This is a genomic window from Massilia horti, from assembly GCF_004614195.1.
Lineage (GTDB): Bacteria > Pseudomonadota > Gammaproteobacteria > Burkholderiales > Burkholderiaceae_D > Telluria > Telluria horti.
Genome location: NZ_SPUM01000123.1, coordinates 90,140 through 114,392, shown reverse-complemented (window position 1 = coordinate 114,392; position 24,253 = coordinate 90,140). Strand labels below are relative to the sequence as shown.

Sequence of the window (24,253 nt, the reverse complement as noted above, 5' to 3'; positions counted from 1 at the left end):
AGCCTCTACGATACCCTCAGTTCCCACTGTCCTCAGTACGGTGGCTAACAGACGACCTCCGCCAGACACTGGCGAGCCAAGGCTGTTGTTCACGGGGCAAGCCCGGCGGACGGTAGTAGTGCTGTAACGGAATAAATCCCGCTGCAGTCAAATAACGTTCCCAAGTCGGGTAGTCGTAATAGCTGCCGTAGCGCGCGCCGTTCCAGCCTTCCTCGTTATGCCCGCGAGGATTGGAACTGAACAACACGCCACCTGGTTTCAGTGCGGCATGCAGGTCGGCCAGCACCTTGGGCAGCGCGGCGCTCGGAACGTGGAACAGGGAGGCATTGGCGAAGATGCCGTCGAACATCGCGGACGGCAGGTCAAGGTGCAGGAAATCCTGGTGCCAGACCTCGCAGCCACTGTAGGCGCGCGCCATCTGTACGAAGTTCTCGCTGCCATCCACGCCAATGGCGCGGTGGCCGAGCGAGGCGAAGGTTTTCAGGTCGCGGCCGGGGCCGCAGCCCAGGTCCAGGATCGTGAACGGCGGCTCGGCAGTAATCGCGTCCAGCAAGGCGGCGATGTTCTGGCTGACGTCATGGTCGATCGTGCCTGCGAAAAACGCCTCGGCATGATGTTCGTAATGCTCCAGCGTGCGGCGGGAAATCTCATCGAGTTGGTCCATTGCAGGATTCTACATCCCGGAAAGGACGACGGTCCTGTGGTTAAGATCACGACCCGGGCCGGGACCGGGGTGCTCGACAGCTCGGTTCATAAAAATCTTTCGCAAAAGAAAATGTTAACAGATAATACATTTTGCTTTCGTTACCATTAATGCCATGAACAAAACTATCTTTCTGATGGCCGCGCTTTGCCTGGGCGGCACGGCATACGCCGACGAAGCCCCGTTATGGTACGGCGACGCCAACTGCCGGATCGCCAGGCTCGAGCCGCGCCCGGAAGACGATGCCGTCAAATGGAACGGTGCCTGCAAGGATGGGTACGCGGACGGCAAGGGCATGCTCAAATGGAGCGTGCGCGAAAAGGGCAAGTACCAGCTTGAGGCGACGCTGGTGCACGGCGAAGTCAGCGGTGAAGGCACGCTCACCACCAAACAGTACACCTACATCGGCACCTTCAGGAACGGCGTACCGCACGGCCAAGGCTTCTTCAAATGGGAAAACGGGTACATGTACGAAGGCAGCGTCGTGAATGATATTTACGACGGCCCCGGTATTGCTGTCGATCCAAGAGGCCGCCGCTACGAAGGCATGTGGAAGAACGACAAGCGCAACGGCTGGGGCAAGGAAGTCTCCGCAGACGGCGACACCTATGAGGGTGCATGGAAGGACGACAAGCGCAACGGCCGGGGCAAGCAAGTGTATGCGCTCGGTGGCAGCTACGAGGGTGAATGGGAGGACGACAAATTCGAGGGCAAAGGCGTGATGATCTACGCCGGAAGCGGGCGGCGTTACGAAGGCATGTTCCATGACGACCGGGTGGCAGGCGCGTCACCGCAGGTAAGCCCCGAGTCCGGCCGTTACGCGGTGCGAGACCCCGAATTATCCAGCAAGATAACCGACTACGTTCCCCCGCGTGCAAGCTGGGAAATGCTCACGCCGGGCCAGCAGGCCTTTATAAAGGGGGCCTACCCGGCGCTGGAGGACGGCGACGAACCGCCCTACCCCGTCAACGGCCACGGCGAGTTGATCTCCAGCATCGCCAAAATGCGCAACGAGATGTACCCGGACGCGCGCGGCAGGTTGCTGGTGTACGTCGTCGTTGGCAAGGACGGCAAGCCCAAGTCCTTCACTTCCATGCGCTCGCCCGATCTCAACCTTTCGCACCATGTGGCAAGACTGGCGGCGGCCCAGCAGTTCAAGCCCGCGGTCTGCCACGGCGAGCCGTGCGAGATGATCTACCCGATATCCCTGAACTTCACCCTCCGGTGACCAGCGTGCAGGGGCTGGACCGGGGTGCGCACGGAGCGTAACAACGCACGCACCTCGCTCAAGTTCGGCTTACCAGACCCGCACCCGGTCCTGCGGCGCCAGGTACAGCTTCTGCCCCGGCTGCACGTCGAACGCCTTGTACCATGCGTCCATATTGCGCACGGTGGCAGTGCGATAGGCCGGCGGCGCGTGGCCGTCGGTCAGGATGCCGCGGCGCTCGGCCGCTTCGCGCGCCTTGGTGCGCCAGCTTTGTGCAAAGCCGGTGAAGAACTGGCGGTCGCCTTCCACGCCCGCGCTTTTGCCTTGCGGCGTGGCGTGGAAAGCGTCGTAGGCCGCCTCCACGCCGGCCAGGTCAGCCAGGTTCTCCGACAGCGTCAGCTGCCCGTTGACGGCAAGGTCAGGGAAAGGCTTGTAGGCCGAGTACTGGGCCACCAGCTTGGCGGACGCCTCCTTGAAGTGCTCGGCGTCGGCCTTGGTCCACCAGTCGCGCAAGCGGCCCTGGGCGTCGAACTGCGAACCCTGGTCGTCGAAGCTGTGGCTGATCTCGTGGCCGATGATCGCGCCGATCGCGCCGTAGTTCGAGGCGTCCGATGCCTTGGGGTCGAAGAACGGCGGCTGCAGGATCGCTGCCGGGAAGTTCAGCGCGTTTTGCAGCGGCAGGTTGACCGCGTTGACCAGCTGCGGCGGCATCGCCCACTCGGTGCGGTCAGGCTTTTGCTTGAGCTTGGCGATCTCCTGGCCGTAATGGAACTCCTCGGCCTTGGCAGCGTTGGTGAACGCGTCGGAAGGTAGGACCGTCAAACCAGCGTACGACTTCCACTTGTCCGGATAGCCAATACCGACGTACAGGGTCTTGAGCTTTTGCTTGGCCTGCGCGCGAGTGGCCGGCGCCATCCAGTCCAGCTTGTCGATGCGCTTGCTGAATGCGTCGACGATGTTGCTGACCATCTGCTGCAACTTGGCCTTGCTCTCGGCCGGGAAATAGTGCGCAACGTAGATCTTGCCCACCGCCTCATCCAGTGCACCATTGGTCGCGGACAGCGCGCGCTTCCAGCGTGGCGACTGTTGCGGCGTGCCGGAGAGGGCCTTGCCGTAGAACTCGAAACCCTGCTCGACGAACGCCTTCGGCAGCACCCCCGAAAAGTGATTCAGGCGGTGAAAGGCCAGGTAGTCCTTCCAGGTCGCAAGGTCGGTATCGGCCACCAGTTTCGCTTCGCCGGTCACCGCGCTCGGATGCCAGACGATGAATTTGTCCTGGCCGGACAGGCGCGCAGCCTTGAAGAAGGCCGGCCAGTCGATCCCTGGCGCCTTGGCGCTGAAGTCCTTCACGGTCCAGGTGTTGTCCGCCTTGAGCACGTCGGCCGAATCCTCGCGCGTGGCGTGGGTCTTGGCGATCGCCGTCTCGAGCGCAAAGACTTTGGCGGCACGTGCCTGCGGATCGCTATAGCCAGCCAGCTTGAGCATGTCCGCGATGTGCTGCTGGTACTTGGTACGCAGGTCCGCCATCCTTGGGTTGTCGTCAAGGTAGTAGGCGCGGTCGGGCATGCCCAGGCCACCTTGCAGCAGATAGGGCGTGTTGTGCGCAGGGTCGTGCAGGCCGGGAGCGATCCAGACGCCGAACACGTTCTCGGTAAAGAAGTTGGTGTTGTTGAGCGGGTCGACGTCGGCCCGCAACGATTCGCCGAGCATGCGCACGAGGCCGGCCTTGTCCTTGATGGCGCCGATCCGTTCCAGCACCGGCTTGATCGGCGCCGTCCCCTTCTCTTCGATCGCGGCCTCGTTCATGTAGGCGCTGTAGTAGTCGGCGACTTTCCGCGCTTCGCCGGTGGCGGCCTTGTCTGCGACCAGTGCTTCGATCAGCTTGACGATGCGCTGGTTGGTTTCCTCGGCCAGCGCACCCATTGCGCCCCAGCGGGACTTGTCGGCCGGGATTTCGGTTTTGGCCATCCAGGCGCCATTCGCCCAGGTGTAGAAGTCGTCGCCAGGCAGCACGGCCATGTTGGCCTGCTTTTCGGCGGCCGGTGCGGCCGCCTGCCGAGCGCCGGCCACGCCGGGCGCCAATGCGAGCGATGCGCCGCACAAGGCCAGGGCGATCGCGGTTTTCATCGGAGTCAAAATTGTCTTCATCGTTTCCCTTATCTAGTTATCCGGGTCCTCGTCCTATGCAAAAGTTAGCACAGTGCCGGGCCCCGCTGCCAAATCATTTCAGCGCCGCGCGCACCTGCGGCAGCAGGCGCGCCTTCTGCTGGGCGCGGATGCGAATGCCATTGCCCACGCGCTGGGCCTCGACCAGGGCATCCGGGCCGAAGTTTTCGCGCACAAAATCCTCCATCACTTGCGCGTCCTGTGGATTGGCCGAGGCGCTGACGATGCTGGCAAACGCCCGATTGCGGTTGGTCGAATCGGTCGACTTGATCAGTTCGTCGCGGTGCTCGACCGCGAATTGCCAGGCCTGGCGCACGTGTTCGCGCCCCACGCTGGGCAGGATCGAAGTCACCTGGTTCGGCGGCATTCCCGGCGCCAGCGCGGACTTGAGCGTGCGCGCCGCCAGCGCCGGGTCCTGCACGGCCGACAGCGCGCGGCCGAAGCGGTTGCGCTCTTCGGTGCTGGTAGTGGCCATCGCCCGCGCGGCCAGCGCGTCATAAATGGCCGCGTCGGCATAACGGCCGGCGGTATTGATGACGAAGTCGATCATTACCGGGCTGACCGACGAGGGATCGTCAAGGTAGCGCGCAAAGCGGGTGCGCGCCTGCGCAATGGCAGACTCGTCGCCGGCGCGCGCCAATGCCGTGGCGAGCAGCGCGCGCAGTTCACGATCCTCTGTGGATTCTCCCGCCTTTTCCTCCCAGCCAAGCTGTGCGAACTTCGGCTTGATGAAGTTGCGAACGAAGCCGCGGATCAGCGGCTGCTCCGGTTCGCCGCGCGCCAGCGTGTCGAGCGTGGCGAGGTTGGCGAGGATCGACTGCCACACCGCCAGCCGCGGCTCGTCGCCGTACTTCGACACCAGCATCAAGTAGTCCTCGAGGTGCATGCGGCCGGCGGCGACCATGCCCCAGGTATCGCCCAGCAACTTCAGGCGCGTGGTGTCCGGCAGCTTGGCTGCCTGCCCCGCCAGCGCCGCGAAGCTGGCCGGATCGTAGTGGATGCGGAAGAACCCGACGCTGTACGGATCGACGACCAGGGCGGCGTCGCAGCCGGCCTGCGTGAGGGTCGTGCTCGGGCCGGACAGCAGCGTGTACCATGCCTTGCCGCCCACCGTGCCAACCTGCAGCGGCACGTTCCACAGCCGCTTATCAAGCGCCGGCTCGTCCAGCCGGAACTGCTCCTGCGACAGCGTGACCTTGCGCTTTCCGTTCTCGCAGCTTTGCGACACGCTGATCAAGGGGTGGCCCGGTTGCGTGGTCCAGTCCGAGGCCAGCTTTTCGACCGGCTTGCCGGACGCCTTTTCAAGCGCGCTCCACAGGTCGGCCGAGGTGGTGTTCGAATACTGGTGCCTGGCCATGTAGGCGCGGATCCCTTTGCGGAACGCGTCCTCGCCGAGGTAGGCTTCGAGCATGCGCAGGAATGCCTGGCCCTTCTCGTAGGTGATTGCGTCGAACGCGTTGCCAGCCTGCGCCTCGTTCTCGACAGGGCTCTGGATCGGGTGGGTGGTCTTGCGCGCGTCGAGGTTGAGCACGCCCTCGCGCTCGGCGATGCCGTCCAGGTAGGGCCGCCACTCGGGGTGGAAGTGCTCGGTCGCCTTGGCCGCCATCCAAGAGGCAAAGCCTTCATTGAGCCACAGGTTGTCCCACCACGCCATCGTCACGAGGTTGCCGAACCACTGGTGGGCGATTTCGTGCGCGTTGATCGAGAACGTGGTCTTTTTCACCACTTCCGGACTCGTTTCCGGGTCATACAGCAGGGCCGAATCCGCATAGACGATGCCGCCCCAGTTCTCCATCGCGCCGTTGATGTTGTTCGGGATTGCGATCAGGTCCAGTTTGGCCAGCGGGTACGGCGTACCGAAATAGTTGTTGTAGTAGCGCAGCAGACCCTTGGCCGAGGCCAACGGAAAAGCTGTCGAGCGCTCTTTGCCCTCGGTCGTCACCACGCCAATGTCCACGCCGTCCTGCCTGGCTGTCGCCCGGTCCAGTTCTCCGGCCACCAGCACCACCAGATAGCTCGGCATTTTTGGCGTGACCGCGAACGAAACGCGCTGCTTGCCGTCCCCAAGCTTTTGCTGCTTTTCGACGGGCGTATTCGAAAATGCCTTGAAGTTCTCCGGCAGGTCGACCGTGAGCTTGAACGAAGCGCGGAAAGCCGGCTCGTCCCACGTGGGCAGCAGGCGCCGCGCATCGGTCGGTTCCATCGTGGTCGCGATCATTTTCTTGTCGCGCTCACTCGCCTTGTAGTTTATGTAGAACAGTCCGCGCCCTTCGCGGTTGATCTGGCCGCTGAACTCCAGCGCCAGCTTGTATTTACCCGGAGCCAACGGCTTGTCGAGGTTAAAGGCCAGCGTCTGTTGTTCGCGGTCGAGCACGGGACTGAGCTTGAGCTGGTCGACACCCTTGCCGGACAGGGTGGCGCTGGCGATCTCGAGCCTGTCGGCGTTGAGCATGATCTTCGAAGTGGGTTTGAGCACTTCGATTTCAACCATTTCGCTGCCCTTGAAGGTGTGGGCGCCAATGTCCGGCACCAGGTGCGCAGCATACTGAAGCGGCACCACGTCCTTGGGCAACTTGCCGGGCGTCGCGGCAAACGAAAACGGCGCCTCGGCGTGAGCCCCGCCGATGGCCAGCGCCAGGGCCGCGGCTGCGGCGGCCTGCGTTGCATGGATTTGTCTCATCTGCTTCCTCTCTTATTGTTGTCGGGTCCGGCATGCGCGCAGAAACCCAGCATGCAATGTATGCAAGAGAACCTGCACATGGGCCAATAATGCGATGGACTGCAAAAAACACGGCTAAAGCGTCGGATGCTGGGAATGGCAGGTTCGCTTGCCGGCGAGCGGCACGGATTGACCGTGCATAAATAACAACATCAGCCGGTCAAAATATTTTCAATTTTTTTTATCCCCACCCTAAAGTTTCGGAAGGCGGCGCCGTTAAGGACAGAGAAGCGGGAATCTGACCACTAATTTATTGCCCTGATGCCAATATGACCTCCAACGAAGTGCTTTCGATGTATGAACATATCGCCGGCCTGACGAGCAGGATGGTGGTCGCGGCCAAGGCAAGCGACTGGAACCAGTTGGACACGCTGGAGAATCAGTGCGCGGCAGCGGCCAGCGCTACGATGGGCGGCGTGCCGGCGCTGGACGGCGCCAAGCGCGTGCGCAAGCTTGACCTGCTCAAGCAGATCCTGGCCAACGACCGCGCGATCCGCGAGACGACCGAATCGTGGATGGGCCAGCTCGACCGCGCGATGCAGGCGCACTGAGCTTTGGTTTGAACCGATGAATAAAGCGCCTGCGGGCGCTTTTTTTGTTGGCAACACGGAAAAAAGAAAAGCGCCCGAAGGCGCCAGGAAAGACGGCACGACCTGCGTCGGCCACCAGAATGGGAGAGCGAACACCAGGTATCTCCTGGCGTCGCCTCTTGCCGGTTGCATCCGGCGTCCGCAGCACACTGTTGGCATGCAAGACCGCTTCCGAACACAGGCGTTTCCTCAACGATCATCTGCTTTCCGCGCCACGCTATCGATGGTGACTGCGCCAGATCCTGTGCCGTTTGTGAAAAATAGTATAACCGATAAGTAAAAATTGTAAAGAGGGAAAGGTGCGGGTGGCCTTCCGCTACGGTCCCGGCATCAGGCGGCTCTTGATTCCACCTCGCAGGGCCGTTTCCTTTGCCTTGATCGCTTTGTTTCTTCGGTACACGAACAGCCCGCCTCCCGCCAGCGCGGCGAGCACGGCGCCCACGATCCCCGCCACCACCCAGCGCCAGCCCCCCTTATCGGCCTCGGCCTGTTTTTTGGGCGCGGGCTTCGGTTTGATCGCACCTGGAGGTGGCGCCTGCGGCGCACGCGCCAACGTCCCCAAGACCGTCACCTTGTGCTCCAGTTGGCCAATCTTTTCTCGCAGCGCGGCATTCTTCGCACCCAGCGCGATGCATGCTTTTTCCTCGTTCAACGGCGCAACCGGCGCGCAGGCGGCAGGCGCAGGCGGCTTGCTTGCCGGCTCAGTGACCGGCACCGGCGCGGGCATCCTGATTGGCCGTGGCGGCGCCGCCGGCGGCACGACTTGCGCGCGGGGCGCCACAGGCTTAAATGCGGGCAGCGCCGGCGCGGCCGGTTCCGGCGGTGGCCGCGACACGGGGGCCGGGTTAGGCGTGAGCCACAATGTGGACAGGCGCACCACCTTGTGGCCGCCGTCGTCCAGTTCAAGGTACAGGTGCAGGTGGTCCGCATCGACCGGCATGAGCGAGGTCACATGCAGGAACTGGCGCCCGTCGCGCTGCATCACGGACAAGCTCACGTTCGACAGCACCTCGGGAATCAGGAGGTTCGCCCCGCGGTACACGTCCGGGTGCGCCAGCCTGACCGCCACTTTTTCAGCCGGATTGTCGATCCCGACCAGTTCAATGTCGGCCACCAACTGCTGGCCGATATGCGAGCTGACCCGCGCCTCGGCCAGTTCCGCCGCGCGTACGTGGGTCAGCGCCAGGACGGCGAGAAGCGAACCTGTCAGGAATTGGGAAAGGCGATGCGCCATATGGGGCAGTTCGGATTTGATGCCTAAACATCGTTAACGGGTATTGCGATAAACTCTTTAGCCTCAGCCTTGCAAAATAGGATTTGTCTATGGAAAACAGGATCGAGAAGGACAGTTTCGGCCCGATCGAGGTGCCGGCGGACCGCCTGTGGGGCGCGCAGACCCAGCGCTCGCTGCATCACTTCCATATTTCAAGCGAGCGCATGCCGCCGGAGCTGGTCAAGGCACTGGCCCAGGTCAAGCGCGCCGCCGCGGCGGTCAATCGCTCGCTGAGCAAGCTGCCGGCCGACAAGGCCGACGCCATCATCAAGGCTGCGGATGAAGTGCTGGAGGACAAGCATCCGGACGAGTTCCCGTTGTCCGTGTGGCAGACCGGCTCCGGCACCCAGAGCAACATGAACATGAACGAGGTGCTGGCCAACCGCGCCTCCGAGATCCTGGGAGGCCAGCGCGGCGAAGGCCGGCTGCTGCACCCGAACGACCATGTCAACATGGGCCAGTCGTCCAATGACATATTCCCGACCGCAATGCACGTGGCGGCGGCACTGGCGGTGTCGCAGCAGGTGCTGCCGTCACTCGCGCGGCTGCGCGGCACGCTGGAAGTGAAGGCGCGCGATTTCGCCTCCATCGTCAAGATCGGCCGCACCCACCTGCAGGACGCTACCCCGCTCACGCTGGGCCAGGAATTTTCCGGCTACGTGGCCCAGCTCGAGTTCTCCGAACACACGATCCGCGGCGCCCTGCCCGGCCTGCTCGCCCTGGCCGCGGGCGGCACCGCCGTGGGCACGGGCCTGAACGCCCACCCGGAATTCGCCCCGCGCATCGCGGCCGAACTTTTCTCCCGCACGGGACTGCAATTTAAGAGCGCACCAAACAAGTTCGCCGCGCTGGCCGGCCATGATGCGCTAGTGGCGGCCCATGGCGCCCTCAAGACCCTGGCGACCGCCTTGACCAAGATCGCCAACGACATCCGGTGGATGGCTTCCGGTCCGCGGTCGGGCCTGGGCGAGATCACGATTCCGGAAAACGAGCCGGGCAGCTCGATCATGCCGGGCAAGGTCAACCCGACCCAGGCCGAGGCCCTGACCATGCTGTGCTGCCAGGTGTTCGGCAACGATGTCGCGATCACGGTCGGCGGCGCGGCCGGCAACTTCGAGCTGAATGTGTTCAAGCCGATGATCATCCATAACTTCCTGCAAAGCGCGCGCCTGCTGGCCGACGGCATGCGCTCGTTCGAGGAATTCTGCGCACGCGGTATCGAGCCGAACCGGGCCCGGATCGGTCAGCTGATGGAACAGTCGCTGATGCTGGTGACGGCGCTGGCGCCGCACATCGGGTATGATCGCGCCGCGCAAATTGCCAAGACGGCGCAGCACGAAGGACTGACGCTGCGCCAGGCGGCACTGCAGTCGGGCTTTGTCGACGAGCAGCAGTTCGACAAATGGATCGTGCCGCTAGACATGACGCGTCCCGAACCGGCTTAGCCGCCCGACCGAGCGTACGTCACCGAACAGTAATCACTACCCCCAGGAAATAGAATGCAAAAAACGACTTTCGAACTGACATCCGAATTCGTCGAGCTCAACCAGTTGCTCAAGCTGGTCGGGCTGGTCGACAGCGGCGGCGCCGGCAAGAACATGGTGGCCAGCGGCGTGGTGGCGGTCGATGGCAAACAGGAACTGCGCAAGACCGCCAAGATTCGCGCCGGCCAGACCGTGACTGTGGGCGACGTGCGGATCAGCGTGCAATAGGCTAACCCGGCATGTACCGCTAACATTTGCGTTCAGACAAACTCATCCGGAAGCCATTGTTCTATTTTTAAGCCGTAATCGATCGGCTAAAGGTGAAGGCGATGGATACTCCGGAAGAAAGCTCCAGGACGCAGGAGCGACTTATCAGTGATTTGCGTCTGGTCATTGAAAACGCGGAAGAATTGTTGAGGAACACTGACCAATACACCAGCGTTCTGTACCAGAACGCGCGTGAAAAGCTGGCGTTGGCATTAAGCGCCGCCAACGAGGAACTGGCGCGTTTCGAAGACGCCCAGCTCAATCGCATGATCGACGCGACCCGTGCAGCCAACGAGCTGTACGCCGACAAGACCGGCGAAGAACGCATTTTGCGCGCGTTTCAACATTTTCACTGACCCACGAGCGGCGCCTTTCTGGCGCCGCTCTTTTCTCCCGCCACCTTTTCTTTCAACGCGATCTCAATGAAGACGCCGAGCACGAGCCACCGGTTCAAGTGTTCGCCAATGTCGAAGTCCTCCTCAAGAGCCAAGGCAGCGTCCAGCGCCGCGCCGAACGCCTGCCCTGCGGCGAGCTTTGATAGCATCGCGTGCGCCGCGCGCGTGAGCGGTACGACCGACGCTTGCCAGCCGGTGCGCAGCACCAGCGCATGGCTCTCAGCCTGCATCTGATCCGGAAACGCCGGACCATCCGGCTGGTGCGCGAGCCACAGTTGAACGACCGCCCACCTTGACGCGTGAATGCGGCACCCGGGGCGCAGTTTCAGGCGCGCGCCCTCCAGCATTGCCGGCGAAACGTGCGCGAACGCGCTCCTGTCCAGGCCCGAAGCATCGGTCGCGTAGTGGGCAAGGTGCAGCGACCATTCGAGCTGCGCCATGTCGGGCAGGTAGGGAAAAGCAGCCACGTGTTCGAATCCCGCGAGGAACTGCGCGAACCTGTCGCCGAACCGGTTCAGGTCCGGGTCCTGTGCGGGGTTGGCCTTGCCGTAGGCCCGCGCGAGCCCGGCGAAAAATTCGTCTCCGACAAGTTGATGGATCACCGGGTAGGCCTCGCCCAGCGCCCGTTCCCAGTTGGCGCTCAGGTTGCCGCGATAGATCGCAAGCCGCGCACTGCCCTGCCCCGCCGTCAAACGGTCGAGCACCCCCGCGTTGCGGCGGCTGTCGAACAGCGCGTCGCCGAATGCTTGCTGTACCGCCGCCAGATCATCGATAGCCGGTGCGCAGGTCGAATCGGGCGCAATGGTGACGTCGCACACGTTGGGCGGCGCATATTTGCTGGCGATTGCTTCGGCCTTGCGGGCCTCGGCCAGCAGCACGTCCAGCGACGGCAGATCGGCATCCCACTCGATCAGCGTCGGCACCTGGCCAAAGCGCGCCAGTGCCGCTTCGTACAAATCCCAGACGGGCAAAGCCACCGCAGCGCCATGATGGTCGATCGCGGCATGCGGTGTCACCAAGTGGCCGCCGAGGTGGATTTCGCCGACCGTGCCTGGGGCCAGTGCCGCGATCGCGGCTAGCGCATCCTCGCCGTGATTGCACTGGTTGACGTAGAGATTGTTCACGTCAAGCAGCACGCCACAACCCGTACGCCGCGCAAGTTCTGCCAGGAATTCGGCCTCGCTCATTGAATCGGCGCGAAAGCGCACATAAGTCGAGACATTCTCGATCAGGATCCTGCGCTGCAACGCGTCCTGCACCCGCGCGACACGAGCGCACAACAGGTCGAGTGCGGCGGTCGATAACGGCAGGGGCAACAAGTCGTTCAGCTGGCGATCGTGCAGCGCACCCCAACTCAAATGTTCGGAAACGAGCGCAGGTTCGACACGCCGGACCAGCGCGCGCACGCGCTCGAGATGAATGTCAGAAAAGCCGCGGGCCGAACCCAGGCCCAGGCCGACGCCATGCAGGCTGAACGGATAGTCGCGCCGCAACTGCTGCAGCACGTGCCAGTCCCAGCCGGACTGGGTGATGAAGTTTTCGGTGTGAACCTCAAGCCAGCCGACTTGCGGCCGCTGCTCGAGAAACTGGTGGTAATGCGGTACGCGCAGCCCGACGCCGACGCCGCGCGCCTCCCGCGTCATTCGGCTTGCTTGTCGGCGCCCAACTTGCCGCCGGCCCGTTCACAGGTGCCCTTGGCGACGAATTTCCACTCGGCCGGGTCATTGTCGGTCTTGGCCGCGCCGGCACAGCCATGCGTTGCCGTGCCGCAGTCGTTCTGACCGGCCTTGGCGACGCCGTAACACTTTTCCTGGTCGGGCTTGGCTTCGTGGCCGGCAGCGGAAACGACGCTGGCGGCGCAGACGCTCGCCAGCGCGGTGGCGAGCATGGCTTGACGCTTATTCATGGGCGGGCTCCTGTAGTTTGATCTGGCGCAATGTGTACGCGCCGGCAATTCTACTATGCCCGCCAGTTTGGCGGCCTCAGGCGGTGGTATTGATCCGGGTGCCGAGGTTGGGGGGAAGGTTCTGGACGCTTGGTGCGTCCTTGACCGCGTCGATCAGCTGCGTTGCGGTCGCGCTGTCGATTTCCTGGGCGCGCTTGAGAACTGCAAGACCGACGTCCTGCTTGAGGCCAGTCTCGGCGATGCTGGTCGACAGCTTGGCGATACCTGCGACATCCATTTCATCCTCCTGATAAGGGCTATCCTCCATTTACGGCCCCATCTGGAGAAACTTTAGGCTCCCCCGACAAATAATCCATGAGCCAGACCAACACAGCCTCGGGCGAATTGAGGTAGAGCCATGCAAGGTGCGCGGCAAGCCCCTCCGGCCGTGGCGCATCGGACGCGACGGCGACGATGTTGGGGTCATCGTGGTACAGCGCGCGCTGGCCCAGCGCCGGCCGGTACACCTCCAGCTTGGGATACGGCTCCCACTTGTAACCTTCGACCAGGGTCAGGTCAGCGGGAGTAAGCCGCGCCAGATGTTCGGCCAGCGACGGCTCGCACGTGTCGCGCAGCTCACGCACGACCGCCACGCGCTGCCTTGAGGCGATCATCACCTCCGCTGCGCCAGCCATGCGAAGGCGTGCGCTGTCCTTGTGCGGCGGTTCGAGATCGAAGTCGTGGTGGCTGTGCTTGATCACGTTCACGCGCAGGCCGTGTTCGGCCAGGCGTGCGACCAGCGTTTCGAGCAAGGTGGTTTTGCCGCTGCCGGACCAGCCTACCACGCCCAACACGTTGGGCGGGAGCGCCAGCGCCTCAGTACGGGACACGGTAACGATATCCCCGGAAGTTCATGACCGCCGCTTTCGGCAGCAGCTTTTCCAGTACCAGCCCGGGCGCCACTTCCTCGCCTTCGTGGCGCAGCGCCTTGTCGATCAGGACCAGACGGTCGGCCGGGTTCGGCGAATACATGTAGCCTCCGAACGCGATCCTCGGCACTTCACGCTGGATCGCTTCGGGCAGCTCCTGCAGGGTGCGCAGATTCTGCTCCTCCGCTTGCGCATTTGGCGCGGCGGCGGCCGGTGGCGGCGCCTGCATCTCGACTGGCGCGGCGGCCTTGGGCGCCGCTTGGTGCTGCACAGACGCCGCACGAGCTACCGGCTGCGGTTTGGCAGGCGGATGTTCAGGCGCACTGGCGTCGGCATGAGGAGGAGACGCCACCGGTGCCGGCGCAGCATGGGTCTTGGCCGGGGCCGCAGTGGGCAGCACCGGCTCGTTCGGGATGACTGCCTCGGGCGGCGGCGCGACGGGCACGTGCTGAACCGGCGCCGGCGCGACGGCCGCAACCTGCACCGGCGCCTGCTGGCGCCAGGTGAGCACGGCCGCGGCCGATGCGACCAGCACCCCGGCCACGAGCCCGATCAGCAGGGGCTTGCGGCTGCCGCCCTTAAGTACGGGCGCGACATGTACCGGCTGCGGCGCATGGATCGTTGGCGCGTTGCCCAACTGGCGTTCGGCCTGCGCCTTCTTGAGTGCTTCGAGGATGTAGGACATATTATTTTCCCGTCCCGGCCGCAGCGAGCAGGCGCGGCTCGTCGACGCCGGACAGCTGGTTAAGCCGCATGTAGGTACGCGGCCCGGCCACGCCGTCCGCCTTCAGGTTCTGCTTCGACTGGAACGTGAGCAGCCATGCCTGCGTGCGCTTGTCGAATGGCTGGTCGATGGCCGGCGCCGGCGCGCTGTTCAACTGCGCCAGGCGGGCTGCGATCCAGTCCACGTCCGGCCCCTGGTCGCCGGCCGTCACCTCGTCGCGAAAGCCGCGCGGCACCTTCCACAGCGTAGTGAATTCGCCGCCGAAACGCGGCACGAACGCGGCCAGCTCAAACTTCTGGCGCTGGTCGCCGACGCCCAAGGTCACGCTGCGCTCGTCCATGGCGACAAGGACCGCATAGCTGGTGCGCTGCCCGTCACGCAGGACGACGACGGCCGGACGGTCGAGCAGGCGCAGCTCGTACAGCCCGCCCCTGCCCTGCAGGCAGCGCAGGTTCAGCTTGGGCGCCGCCTCGCACGACTGGACCGGCGGCACCGCCTGGCCCCAGAGCAGCGCCAGCTCGCGCAGGGCCTCCGATTCGCGCGCGTGACCGCTTGGCACCGCCCGGGTAACGGACTGCTGCGCAGCCGGAACCACTCGTGGCGCCGGCGTCGCGGCAGGTGGCTTGGCCGTCACGGCATGCGGCTCCTCGCGCGGGAATGCCTGCCACGCAGCGGCTGCGCTGAGCGCCGCAACAGCCAGCACGCCGCCCACCACCAGCGGCCAGCGCAGGCCCGCAGCCCTGGCCGCTGCGCCCTCACCGGCGAACACTTCGCCGGCCGCCCGGCGCAGGATGGCGCGCGTGACTTCGCGGCTGTTTTCGACGTAGGCGCCAAGCAGGGCACGGTCGCACAACAGGTTGATCCGGCGCGGCACGCCGTGCGTGAGCTTGTGGATCAGCGGCGTGAGTGCGGCCGGGATCGGTCCTGCGCCGGTGACTCCCGCGACGGCCAGGCGGTGCGCCACGTAGGCCCCGACCTCCTCCTCCGACAGCGGCCCCAGGTGGTAGCGCGCGATCACGCGCTGCGCCAGCTGCTCCAGTTCCGGGCGCGCCAGCATCACGCGCAGTTCGGGCTGGCCGATCAGGATGATCTGCAAAAGCTTGCGCTCGCTGGTCTCCAGGTTGGTGAGCAGGCGCAGCTGCTCCAGCACCGCCGGCGACAGGTTCTGCGCCTCGTCGATCACCAGTACGTTGTTGCTGCCCTGTGCGTGGGACTCCAGCAGATAGCGGTTGATGGCGTCGATGTAGCCCTTGACGCTGCCCGTGCCAGACGGCGCGGCCACATGGAACTCGTCGCAGATCGTCTGCAGCAGCTCTTCAACGGTCAGGCGCGGGTTGAAGATGTAGGCGAGCCTGCAGTTCTCGGGAACCTGCTCGATGAAGCAGCGGCAGACGGTGGTCTTGCCGGCGCCGATCTCGCCTGTCAACAAAACGAATCCGCCGCCGCTGCCGATCCCGTACAGCAGGTGCGCGAGCGCCTCGCGATGGCGTTCACTCATGAACAGGTAGCGCGGATCGGGCGCGATCGAAAACGGCTGTTGCTTCAGGCTGAAATAATTGGTGTACATGACGATCTAGCGGACCGGCGGCAGCGGCTTGTATCTGGCGCAGTATATTTTGGATTTCGTATCGAAGTAGGCAATCGTACTGCCGGGATTCGAAACCCGCAGTGGAAACCGCGAGGCGTCGGCCGCCAAATGGCGCACCCCGGCCACGCTGCGGATCGCCTGCTCCAGCTTGTCCGGCGTGCTCTCGGCGACCGCGCCGACGAACACCAGCGGGCTGGTATCGTCGCTCACCATCACCTCCGACACCGGCGTGCCCCACAGCGAACCATCCGGTGACCTGAACCAGTAGGCGCCGCCCTCGTGCTTGTAGGCCGGGCCGAAAGCTAAGGTCAGGTACGAGTAGAACCAGGCGTTATCGAGATGGCTGCGGCACAGCAGCGCGCTGCCGATCACGGGGCCGAAGGTGGATGGCAGGGCCTGCGCCTGCATCACGGGCAGGCACAGGGAAACAGCGAGGACGGTATGCGGCAGCCGGGTGGACACGGTGTCGATGGGCGTCTTACAGCTTGGACAACCATGCGCGGTTGGCGGCAATCCTGGCCTTGGCCGTGGCCGGCAGCGCCTCGAAGCAGCCGGGGTGCTGCTTGAGCGCGTGTTCGCGGATTTCCTTCTCCATGCCGTTGACGATAAATACATACACGGTGGCACCCTCCGCATTTTTGCGCATGCCTATATAACGGATCACCGATGGTCTCCTTCATCCAGGCACACATTATGACACCGTGACGCTCGCGCCCGCCAGCGGAGTGGCGGGCTGGCTGATTTGGATTGTGGTGATGCCGGCCGGGTGATAGGCGTCGCTGTTGTCTTTGAGCTACGCCCCGCCGCGGTGATGCGCGTCGTCGTAGGGGGCGCGGGGCCGCCGAGGACCAGTGCGCACGCGGTACGGTTGAATATCGTTGGCTCGGGTACGCACATGTACCGCGTGCGCACAGGGTGCGCACCCTACGGGTAAGCGTAGCGACCTACCGCACCATGCAGGGTTTCTTGTTATCGAACTTCCACCCGGGGATCAGGTACTGCATCGCGACCGCGTCGTCGCGCGCGCCCAGCCCCTTTTCCAGGTACAGGCGGTGGGCGGCTTCGATGCGCTCCATGTCCAGTTCCACGCCCAGGCCCGGCCGCTTCGGCACCTCGACCATGCCGCCCACAATCGTGAAAGGCTCGCGCGTCAGGCGCTGGCCGTCCTGCCAGATCCAGTGGGTGTCAATGGCGGTGATCTTGCCCGGCGCCGCAGCGGCCGCGTGGGTGAACATCGCCAGCGAGACGTCGAAGTGGTTGTTCGAGTGCGAGCCCCACGTCAGTCCCCAGTCGCGGCACATCTGGGCCACGCGCACGGAACCCTGCATGGTCCAGAAGTGCGGATCGGCGAGCGGAATGTCGACCGACTGCAGCGCGATCGCGTGGCCCATCTGGCGCCAGTCGGTGGCGATCATGTTGGTCGCGGTCGGCAAACCGGTCGCGCGGCGGAACTCGGCCATCACTTCGCGGCCCGAATATCCGTCCTCGGCGCCGCACGGGTCTTCGGCATAGGCCAGCACCCCGCGCTGATCGCGGCACAGGCGGATCGCGTCCTTGAGCAGCCAGCCGCCGTTCGGGTCGAGCGTGACGCGCGCCTGGGGAAAGCGCTCGTGCAGCGCCCTGATCGCCTCGATCTCCGCCTCGCCGCGCAGCACCCCGCCCTTGAGTTTGAAGTCGTTAAAGCCGTAGCGCTGGTAGGCCGCCTCGGCCAGGCGCACGATCGCCTCCGGCGTGAGCGCCGCCTCATGGCGCAGGCGCAGCCAGTCGTCCGCTGCGTCAGGTTCGCTGTGGTAATCGAGGTCGGTCAGGTTGCGATCGCCAATGTAGAACAGGTAGCCCAGCATCTCCACCGCGCTGCGCTGCTGCCCTTCGCCCAGGAGCGCGCAGACCGGCAGGTCCAGGTGCTTGCCGAGCAGGTCCAGCAGCGCGGCCTCCAGCGCGGTCACGGCGTGGATGGTGGTGCGCAGGTCGAAGGTCTGCTGGCCGCGGCCGCCGGCGTCGCGGTCGGCGAACGCCACGCGCACCGACTGCAGGATGTTCAGGTAGGCGCCCACCGGTTTGCCGACCACCAGGTCCGCTGAGTCCTGCAGGGTCTGGCGAATGCGCTCGCCGCCCGGCACCTCGCCGACCCCGGTATTGCCGGCATTGTCGGTGAGGATCACCAGGTTGCGGGTGAAATAGGGACCGTGCGCGCCGGAGAGGTTGAGCAGCATGCTGTCGCGGCCAGCCACCGGGATGACGCGCAGCCCGGTGACAACCGGCGTGTCCGTGCCGGCCGTTTGAATCGAAGACATTGGCTTTCCTTTTATGAATGCAAATTGACGCTTGGTAGCGCTACCATGCTATTGCGATACGGTAGCGCCAGCCGGGCACACTTGTCAACCATTTCTTGGTGGGCTAGACGCTGGCGCGCTCGACGATTGAAAAGCCGATGTCGCACACCTTTGTTGCGATCGGGCGCCCTTCGGTGCGATCGATGATGAAGCGCGCCGCGGTGCGGCCGATGGTGGTGCCGTCAAGGCGCACCGTGGTGAGCGCCGGATTGGCGTCCTTGGCGAACTCCATGTCGCCCAGGCCGATCACGGCGAGGTCCTGCCCAACCTTGATGCCGCGCGCCTGCGCCTCGATCAGCACGCCCAGCGCGAGCATGTCGGAACTGCAGAAGATCGCGTCCACCTCGGGCGCCTTGGCCAGCAGTTCGGCCAGTCCCGCGCGGCCGCTGCCGATGGTGGTGGGCGGCGGCGCCATCACCGTCGGCACCTGCCCCATTGGTGCCATGCCCAGCGCACGCGCCGCGTCCGAAAAGGCGCGGTTGCGGCGCTCGGCCCGTTCGTCCGTGCCGCTGATCGAAGCTACCTTGCGCCGTCCGTGCGCGTGCAGGTATTCGGCCACCGCCTGGCCGATCTTCTCGTGCGAAAAGCCGACCAGCATGTCGATCGGCGTGGCGGTCAGGTCCCAGGTCTCGACGACCGGGATATTGCTGGCGATGAGGCGGCGCCTGCCCTCGGCCGAATGCATGATCCCGGTGAGGACGATGCCGTCCGGCCGGCGGCCGATGATCGCATCGAGCAGCGCGTCCTCGCGCGAGTTGTGATAACCGGTCTGGCCCAGCATCAGCTGGTAGCCGGATGCGGCCAGGGTCTCGGTGAGCGCCTGCACCGTTTCCATGAACACCGGCCCGGCGATGGTCGGCACCACGGCCGCCACCAGCCGGCTCTTTCTGGAAGCCAGCCCGCCTGCCAGCAGGTTCGGCACGTAGCCGGTGCGCGCGACCGCTTCCTTCACCCGCTCCAGCACCGCGGGCGACACGGCATCGGGCGTGTTGAGCGCGCGCGATGCCGTGATCGGCGCCACGCCGGCCAGTTTGGCCACGTCGGCCAAGGTAATGCCGCCACTTTTCCGGCGCCGTGCGCGCTCTGGGGCGGGCGAATTTTTGGGATGGGAAGAGTCGTTCATCATTCCATTCTACACCGCGCAGATAGCAAAATTGAAAACGTCTCGCGCCATCCAGTACCGCCTTTGTTCGTTTGACTCCACGATTTGTTCCGTCTGTCGCCCCGACGCAGCGTAAGGCATTTTGTTCGCGTATCGTTCAGCATTGGACAAGTCAAAGAACAATAAAATGAAAACCCCGCTCAAACATGCCGCCTACGCGCTCGCCATCGCGGCCGCGATCATCGCCACCCAGGCCAGCCATGCCGATGCTGCGCTTGGAGAAATCGTCACCGAACAGCGCCAGGTAAGCGCGTTCTCCGCGATCGAACTGGCGGGCCCCTACCGGGTGGTGGTGCGCGCGCAGGGCCGCAACGGCGCAGTCGAACTCGCAGGCGAGCGCAAGCAGCTGGACGGGATCGAAACGGTGGTGCGCGGCGATACGCTGATCGTGCGGCCGGCCGCGCGGAGCAGCTTCTACTTCGGCATTGGCAAACGGCGCGACACGGTCAACGTAACGATCACCGCCCCGATGCTAAAGAGCCTGAAGAACGCCGGCACCGGCGCGGTCGAACTCGAACGGCTGGGAGCGGACCGCTTTACCCTTGCCAACGATGGACCGGGCGACCTGCGCGCGGCGGGTGCGGTGCGCGAACTGTCAATCAAGAGCAGCGGCAGCGGCGCCCTTGATCTGCGCCGGGTGAACAGCGCGAACGTGGATGTTGCCATGAGCGGCCCGGGCGGCGTGTGGCTGGCCCGCGTGGGCAATGAACTGGTCGCGACGGTGAGCGGCTCGGGCGACCTGAGGGCGGACGAGCTGCACGTGGCGCGCGTGAGCGCCCAGATGAGCGGCCCGGGCAACGTCAAGCTCTCCGGCAGCGGACGTGCGCTGAGCGCGGAGATCAGCGGCTCGGGCAGCCTGAATGCCTGCGCCCTGGCCGTCGAAACCGTACGTACGGTGCAGCGCGGGCCGGGCAATGCATGCGTGGGTGGGACCATCCGCGCATTCGACGCCGAAGTGTATGGCTCGGGCGAACTGCTCGCCAACGGCCTGCAGGCGCAATCAGCTGTTCTGCACATGGCCGGTCCGGGCAACGTCAAGCTGGCCGGCAGCGCGGCGGACCTGCGCGCGGATATGAGCGGATCGGGCGATCTGAATGCGAGTGAACTGAAAGTGCGCAAGGCCACGGTGAAGGGGTTCGGGCCTGGCGGTGCCCAACTGGGCATGGTCTCCGACACACTCGATGCCGAACTGCGCGGCACGGGCGACCTGACCGCAGCCATGGCCGGCAGGCGGTTGATGCTGCAGATGGGAGGTCCGGCCGATGCATCGATTTCGGGCACCGTGGAGCAGTTGACCGCGCAGTTGACCGGATCGGGCAGCCTGTCGGCGCGCAAGCTGGTGGCCGGACGCGCGAACGTCGACGTGCGTGGACCGGGCAGCGCAGCGGTGACCGTGGCGCCGGAGCGTGGCAAACGCGCGGGGCGCGATCAGCCGCGCATCCTGGTGGTCGATCGTCATCGCAGCAGGCAGATGATCGAGTAAGCAGCTCGAAGGGGCGCACGGATAGCACGTCGTTCCCGCCATAGACCGCGTGCGACGCCGACTCAGTCTGGCCCCCCGCCTTCGCGGGGGCGACGGCGTCGATGATAGGCCTGGCTCGCAGCTGCCGTTTCGTTACGCGCGTTCGCGAACCGCGCGCACACTCCGTGCACGCCGTACAACGCCGCGCCCATCAATACCACTCGCAATACCACTACTTTCCCAATAATATCAATCACTTACATCGATAACTCCTGGCTATCACCCCATATCCGCACCCAATCGATGCATACCAGTTAAATACCTGTTGACAACGCCTGACCGCATCCCTATAGTGCCCTGACCTCCCCCGGCAGCTTCTTTTCTTACATGATCGAATATCTCATCGGCGTCGACGGCGGCGGCACCGGCACCCGGGTACGCCTGACGTGCGCCGCCGGCACCGAACTGGCGCAGGGCGCGAGCGGCCCGTCCGGTCTTGCGCACGGCATCGCCAACGCGTGGGCTTCCATTAACGACGCGGTCAACCAGGCGTTCGCCGCGATCGGCGTGTCCATGCCGGCGATCGGCAATGTCGCGATCGGTCTGGGCTTGGCGGGCGTCCACAACAAACAATGGGCGGCAGATTTCATCGCCGCCGATCCCGGTTTCGGCGCCCTCGTGCTCGATACCGACGGTTTCACCACACTCATGGGCGCGCACGGCGGCGAACCGGGCACGATCGTTGCGATCGGCACCGGCAGCGTGGGCGAGGCGCTGCTGCCCAGCGGCGACAAGCGCGAGGTCGGCGGCTGGGGCTTCCCCGCCGGCGACGAGGCCAGCGGCGCATGGATGGGCCTGAAGGCGATCGGCTACAGCCAGCAGGTGCTCGACGGCCGCAAGCCGGACGGCGCCTTCGCGCGTGCCGTGATCGATGCCTGCGGCGGCAACCGCGATGCGATCCAGCTCTGGCTGGGCAAGGCCACACAGACCAGCTATGCCAGTCTCGCGCGATTCGTGCTTGCGCACGGCGACACCGATCCGGTGGCCCGCGCAATCCTGCTCGAGGCCGGCCAGGAAGTGGCGAACATCGCCGCCGCGCTCGACCCGAGCGGCCTGCTGCCGCTCGCGCTGTGCGGCGGCCTGGGCGAGCGGCTCAGCCACTACCTGCCCGCGGCCCTGCTGGCGCGCACTGTCCCGCCCAAGGGCGACTCGGCGGCCGGCGCGCTGCGCATGATCCAACTGCACCTGAAGAAAGCACACCAATGAAAGGCAACATCCTGACCCCGGGCGGCTGGATCAATGGCGAGATCAGTTTCGGCAAGCGCATCGACACCATCAGCGGCAATGCGGTCGACCCGATCGCCAATGGCGACGATTACGTCCTGCCCGGCTTCATCGACCTGCATGTGCACGGCGGGGGCGGACGCGACATGATGGAAGGCGGCGATGCGCCGCACGTGATCGCCAAACTGCACGCAAGGCATGGCACCACCAGCCTGCTGGCGACCACGATGACCGCGCCGCTTGAGGACATCACGCGCGCGCTTGCCACGATTGGCGCCGCGGCCAATTCGCGCAATCCCGGTGAAGCGCGAATCCTCGGCGTGCACCTGGAAGGCCCGTACATCAACTCCGGCAAACTGGGCGCGCAGCCGCCGTTCGCGCGCGAGGCGACGGTTGACGAAGTGCGGCGCTTCGGCGAGCTGGCCCCGATGCGCCTGGTCACCGTGGCTCCCGAAATCGAGGGTCACATGGAGCTGGTGCGGCTGCTTGCCGACGCCGGCATTCGCGTGCAGATCGGCCACACCACCGGATCATATGAAGTCGGAGTCAAGGCGCTGGAGAACGGCGCGGCCGGTTTCACCCACCTGTTCAACGCCATGCCCGGACTGCACCACCGCGATCCAGGCATGGTCGGCGCGGCGCTCGCGCATGCGCAGTACGCCGAGATCATCCCCGACCTGCTGCACGTGCACCCAGGCGCGATCAAGGTCGCGCTGCGTTCGATCCCCAACCTGTTCTGCGTGACCGATTCCACCGCCGCCGCCGGTATGCCGGATGGCGAATACATGCTCGGCCGCCAGGTGGTCCACAAGTGCATGGGCGGCGTGCGCCTGGCCGACGGCACGCTGGCCGGCAGCACCCTGACCATGGACCAGGCGCTGCGCAACCTGGTCTCGATCGGCCTGTCGATCGAGGAAGCTTCCAGGCGCGTGTCGACCAACGCCGCCGACTACCTGGGCGAGACCCAGCGCGGACGCCTGTCGCCCGGCTGTTTCGCCGACATCGTGGTCCTGGACCGCGATTTGAATATCAAAGCCGTTTATATCGAAGGAGAAGTGTGTGACCTCGCTGATGCTTAAAGAAGCCGTGTCCGCGGCCGACTGCGTCGCCCTGCAACTGCTTGAGGACGTCGAACGCTATTCGGAACTGGGACGCAGGCTGAGGTCGACCAACTTCAACAGCGCCGTGACCGTGGCGCGCGGCAGCTCGGATCACGCGTCGAGCTACCTGGCCTACCTGATCATGTCGCGCATGGGACGCTTGGTGACCTCGCTGCCGATGTCCCTGATCACGCTGTACAAGTCGCCGCTGGTCACGCAGGGCACGCTCGCAATCGCGATTTCGCAGTCCGGCCAGAGCCCGGACGTGGTCGAGCCGATCCGCTACTTCCGCGATGGCGGGGCGACCACCGTGGCGCTGGTGAACGACGCGGCCTCGCCGCTGGCGCAGGCGGCCGAATGGACGATGCCGCTGCACGCCGGCAAGGAGCAGAGCGTGGCCGCCACCAAGAGCTTTATCACCAGCCTGGTCGCGGGCGCGCGCCTGGTGTCCGAGTGGCAGAACGACGCCGAACTGAAGGAAGGCATCGCCGCCCTGCCCGACGCGCTGCGCACGGCCGCGCAGACCGACTGGTCCAGGGCGATCGACGTGCTGGCGCCGGCGCGCAATATCATGGTGGTCGGCCGCGGCATCAGCTTCCCGGTCGCGCTCGAGTCGGCGCTCAAGTTCAAGGAAACCTCGGCGCTGCAGGCGGAAGCCTTCAGCGGCGCCGAGATCAAACACGGCCCGATGGCGCTGATCGAGGAAGGATATCCGCTGGTGATTTTCGCCACCCGCGGCCCGACCCAGGCCGGCCTGGTGGCCCTGGCCGACGAGATGCGCGGCCGTGGCGCGCACGTGCTGCTCGCGGCGCCCGAGGACGTCGCGAGCCGCGACCTGACGCTGCCGGTGGCGGCCACGCCCGACCTCGATCCGATCGTGGCGATCCAGGCGTTCTACGTGATGGCAGCCCACCTGTCGAAGGCACGCGGCCTCGATCCGGACCGCCCGCGCCATCTCTCCAAAGTCACCAAAACCAACTGA

At 65.0% G+C, this 24,253-nt stretch carries 23 protein-coding genes; 9 read left to right on the top strand and 14 right to left on the bottom strand.

Annotation, left to right across the window (positions count from 1 at the left end; translation table 11 throughout):
- Nucleotides 1-16 precede the first annotated feature (16 nt).
- The gene (locus tag E4O92_RS18840) at nucleotides 17-664 is read right to left on the bottom strand and encodes a class I SAM-dependent methyltransferase (protein ID WP_135191185.1); all 648 of its coding nucleotides are present in this window, start codon (nucleotides 662-664) and stop codon (nucleotides 17-19) included.
- A 154-nt stretch (nucleotides 665-818) separates the two neighbouring features.
- Here E4O92_RS18840 and E4O92_RS18835 point away from each other — a divergent pair, with 154 nt between their 5' ends.
- Nucleotides 819-1,931, top strand: coding sequence for a hypothetical protein (locus E4O92_RS18835; RefSeq protein ID WP_135191184.1), 1,113 nt, complete (start codon nucleotides 819-821; stop codon nucleotides 1,929-1,931).
- A 69-nt stretch (nucleotides 1,932-2,000) separates the two neighbouring features.
- Here E4O92_RS18835 and E4O92_RS18830 read toward each other — a convergent pair whose 3' ends face one another.
- Together E4O92_RS18830 and E4O92_RS18825 are read right to left on the bottom strand one after the other, a co-directional pair.
- Nucleotides 2,001-4,058 carry a M13 family metallopeptidase gene (locus E4O92_RS18830; protein ID WP_135191183.1) on the bottom strand — a complete coding sequence of 686 codons (2,058 nt, stop codon included), beginning with the start codon at nucleotides 4,056-4,058 and terminating at the stop codon, nucleotides 2,001-2,003.
- Nucleotides 4,059-4,131: 73 nt separating this feature from the next.
- Entirely contained in the window at nucleotides 4,132-6,756 is a 2,625-nt protein-coding gene (locus E4O92_RS18825; RefSeq protein WP_135191182.1) for a M1 family metallopeptidase, read from the bottom strand.
- A gap of 308 nt (nucleotides 6,757-7,064) precedes the next feature.
- On the opposite strand from E4O92_RS18825, the gene E4O92_RS18820 reads away from it, so the two are divergent.
- The gene (locus E4O92_RS18820) at nucleotides 7,065-7,346 is read left to right on the top strand and encodes a flagellar protein FliT (protein ID WP_135191181.1); all 282 of its coding nucleotides are present in this window, start codon (nucleotides 7,065-7,067) and stop codon (nucleotides 7,344-7,346) included.
- 355 nt (nucleotides 7,347-7,701) lie between these two features.
- On the opposite strand, the gene E4O92_RS18815 is transcribed toward E4O92_RS18820, so the two are convergent.
- Entirely contained in the window at nucleotides 7,702-8,619 is a 918-nt protein-coding gene (locus E4O92_RS18815; protein ID WP_135191180.1) for a type IV pilus assembly protein FimV, read from the bottom strand.
- An 89-nt stretch (nucleotides 8,620-8,708) separates the two neighbouring features.
- On the opposite strand from E4O92_RS18815, the gene fumC reads away from it, so the two are divergent.
- The 3 genes from fumC to E4O92_RS18795 all read left to right on the top strand — a co-directional run bounded on the left by fumC (nucleotide 8,709) and on the right by E4O92_RS18795 (nucleotide 10,765).
- Nucleotides 8,709-10,103: a class II fumarate hydratase gene (fumC, locus tag E4O92_RS18810; RefSeq protein WP_135191179.1), complete on the top strand. Its 1,395-nt coding sequence runs from the start codon at nucleotides 8,709-8,711 to the stop codon at nucleotides 10,101-10,103.
- A gap of 54 nt (nucleotides 10,104-10,157) precedes the next feature.
- The gene (locus E4O92_RS18800; protein ID WP_135191178.1) at nucleotides 10,158-10,370 is read left to right on the top strand and encodes an RNA-binding S4 domain-containing protein; all 213 of its coding nucleotides are present in this window, start codon (nucleotides 10,158-10,160) and stop codon (nucleotides 10,368-10,370) included.
- Nucleotides 10,371-10,471: 101 nt separating this feature from the next.
- Entirely contained in the window at nucleotides 10,472-10,765 is a 294-nt protein-coding gene (locus E4O92_RS18795) for a DUF883 domain-containing protein (protein WP_135191177.1), read from the top strand.
- Here E4O92_RS18795 and bufB read toward each other — a convergent pair.
- The 10 genes from bufB to E4O92_RS18745 all read right to left on the bottom strand — a co-directional run bounded on the left by bufB (nucleotide 10,759) and on the right by E4O92_RS18745 (nucleotide 19,386).
- Complete coding sequence (bufB, locus tag E4O92_RS18790) at nucleotides 10,759-12,447, bottom strand: MNIO family bufferin maturase (RefSeq protein ID WP_135191176.1); 1,689 nt, start codon at nucleotides 12,445-12,447, stop codon at nucleotides 10,759-10,761. The genes E4O92_RS18795 and bufB overlap by 7 nt on opposite strands.
- On the bottom strand, nucleotides 12,444-12,710 hold the full coding sequence (locus tag E4O92_RS18785) for a BufA1 family periplasmic bufferin-type metallophore (RefSeq protein ID WP_135191175.1): 267 nt from the start codon (nucleotides 12,708-12,710) through the stop codon (nucleotides 12,444-12,446). Before E4O92_RS18785 ends, bufB begins: the two co-directional genes overlap by 4 nt.
- Before the next feature lie 76 nt (nucleotides 12,711-12,786).
- Nucleotides 12,787-12,987 (bottom strand): YjfB family protein, encoded by a 201-nt coding sequence (locus E4O92_RS18780; RefSeq protein ID WP_135191174.1) that lies wholly within the window; start codon nucleotides 12,985-12,987, stop codon nucleotides 12,787-12,789.
- A gap of 19 nt (nucleotides 12,988-13,006) precedes the next feature.
- Entirely contained in the window at nucleotides 13,007-13,579 is a 573-nt protein-coding gene (gene mobB, locus E4O92_RS18775) for a molybdopterin-guanine dinucleotide biosynthesis protein B (protein ID WP_229483514.1), read from the bottom strand.
- Nucleotides 13,566-14,303, bottom strand: coding sequence for a general secretion pathway protein GspB (locus tag E4O92_RS18770; protein ID WP_135191173.1), 738 nt, complete (start codon nucleotides 14,301-14,303; stop codon nucleotides 13,566-13,568). Before E4O92_RS18770 ends, mobB begins: the two co-directional genes overlap by 14 nt.
- 1 nt (nucleotide 14,304) lies before the next feature.
- Entirely contained in the window at nucleotides 14,305-15,909 is a 1,605-nt protein-coding gene (locus E4O92_RS18765) for an AAA family ATPase (protein ID WP_135191172.1), read from the bottom strand.
- 6 nt (nucleotides 15,910-15,915) lie between these two features.
- Nucleotides 15,916-16,392 (bottom strand): hypothetical protein, encoded by a 477-nt coding sequence (locus E4O92_RS18760; protein ID WP_206076905.1) that lies wholly within the window; start codon nucleotides 16,390-16,392, stop codon nucleotides 15,916-15,918.
- Between the two features lie 16 nt (nucleotides 16,393-16,408).
- Entirely contained in the window at nucleotides 16,409-16,594 is a 186-nt protein-coding gene (locus E4O92_RS18755) for a hypothetical protein (RefSeq protein WP_135191171.1), read from the bottom strand.
- 280 nt (nucleotides 16,595-16,874) lie between these two features.
- Nucleotides 16,875-18,224: a glucarate dehydratase gene (gene gudD / locus E4O92_RS18750; protein ID WP_135191170.1), complete on the bottom strand. Its 1,350-nt coding sequence runs from the start codon at nucleotides 18,222-18,224 to the stop codon at nucleotides 16,875-16,877.
- Between the two features lie 103 nt (nucleotides 18,225-18,327).
- Nucleotides 18,328-19,386: a LacI family DNA-binding transcriptional regulator gene (locus E4O92_RS18745; RefSeq protein WP_135191208.1), complete on the bottom strand. Its 1,059-nt coding sequence runs from the start codon at nucleotides 19,384-19,386 to the stop codon at nucleotides 18,328-18,330.
- A 166-nt stretch (nucleotides 19,387-19,552) separates the two neighbouring features.
- Here E4O92_RS18745 and E4O92_RS18740 point away from each other — a divergent pair, with 166 nt between their 5' ends.
- The 4 genes from E4O92_RS18740 to E4O92_RS18725 all read left to right on the top strand — a co-directional run bounded on the left by E4O92_RS18740 (nucleotide 19,553) and on the right by E4O92_RS18725 (nucleotide 24,253).
- The gene (locus E4O92_RS18740) at nucleotides 19,553-20,908 is read left to right on the top strand and encodes a GIN domain-containing protein (RefSeq protein ID WP_135191169.1); all 1,356 of its coding nucleotides are present in this window, start codon (nucleotides 19,553-19,555) and stop codon (nucleotides 20,906-20,908) included.
- 366 nt (nucleotides 20,909-21,274) lie between these two features.
- Nucleotides 21,275-22,153, top strand: coding sequence for a glucosamine kinase nucleotide-binding domain-containing protein (locus tag E4O92_RS18735; RefSeq protein WP_135191168.1), 879 nt, complete (start codon nucleotides 21,275-21,277; stop codon nucleotides 22,151-22,153).
- Entirely contained in the window at nucleotides 22,150-23,250 is a 1,101-nt protein-coding gene (nagA, locus tag E4O92_RS18730; protein ID WP_135191167.1) for an N-acetylglucosamine-6-phosphate deacetylase, read from the top strand. The genes E4O92_RS18735 and nagA overlap by 4 nt, the downstream gene beginning before the upstream one ends.
- Nucleotides 23,243-24,253, top strand: coding sequence for an SIS domain-containing protein (locus tag E4O92_RS18725; RefSeq protein ID WP_206076906.1), 1,011 nt, complete (start codon nucleotides 23,243-23,245; stop codon nucleotides 24,251-24,253). The genes nagA and E4O92_RS18725 overlap by 8 nt, the downstream gene beginning before the upstream one ends.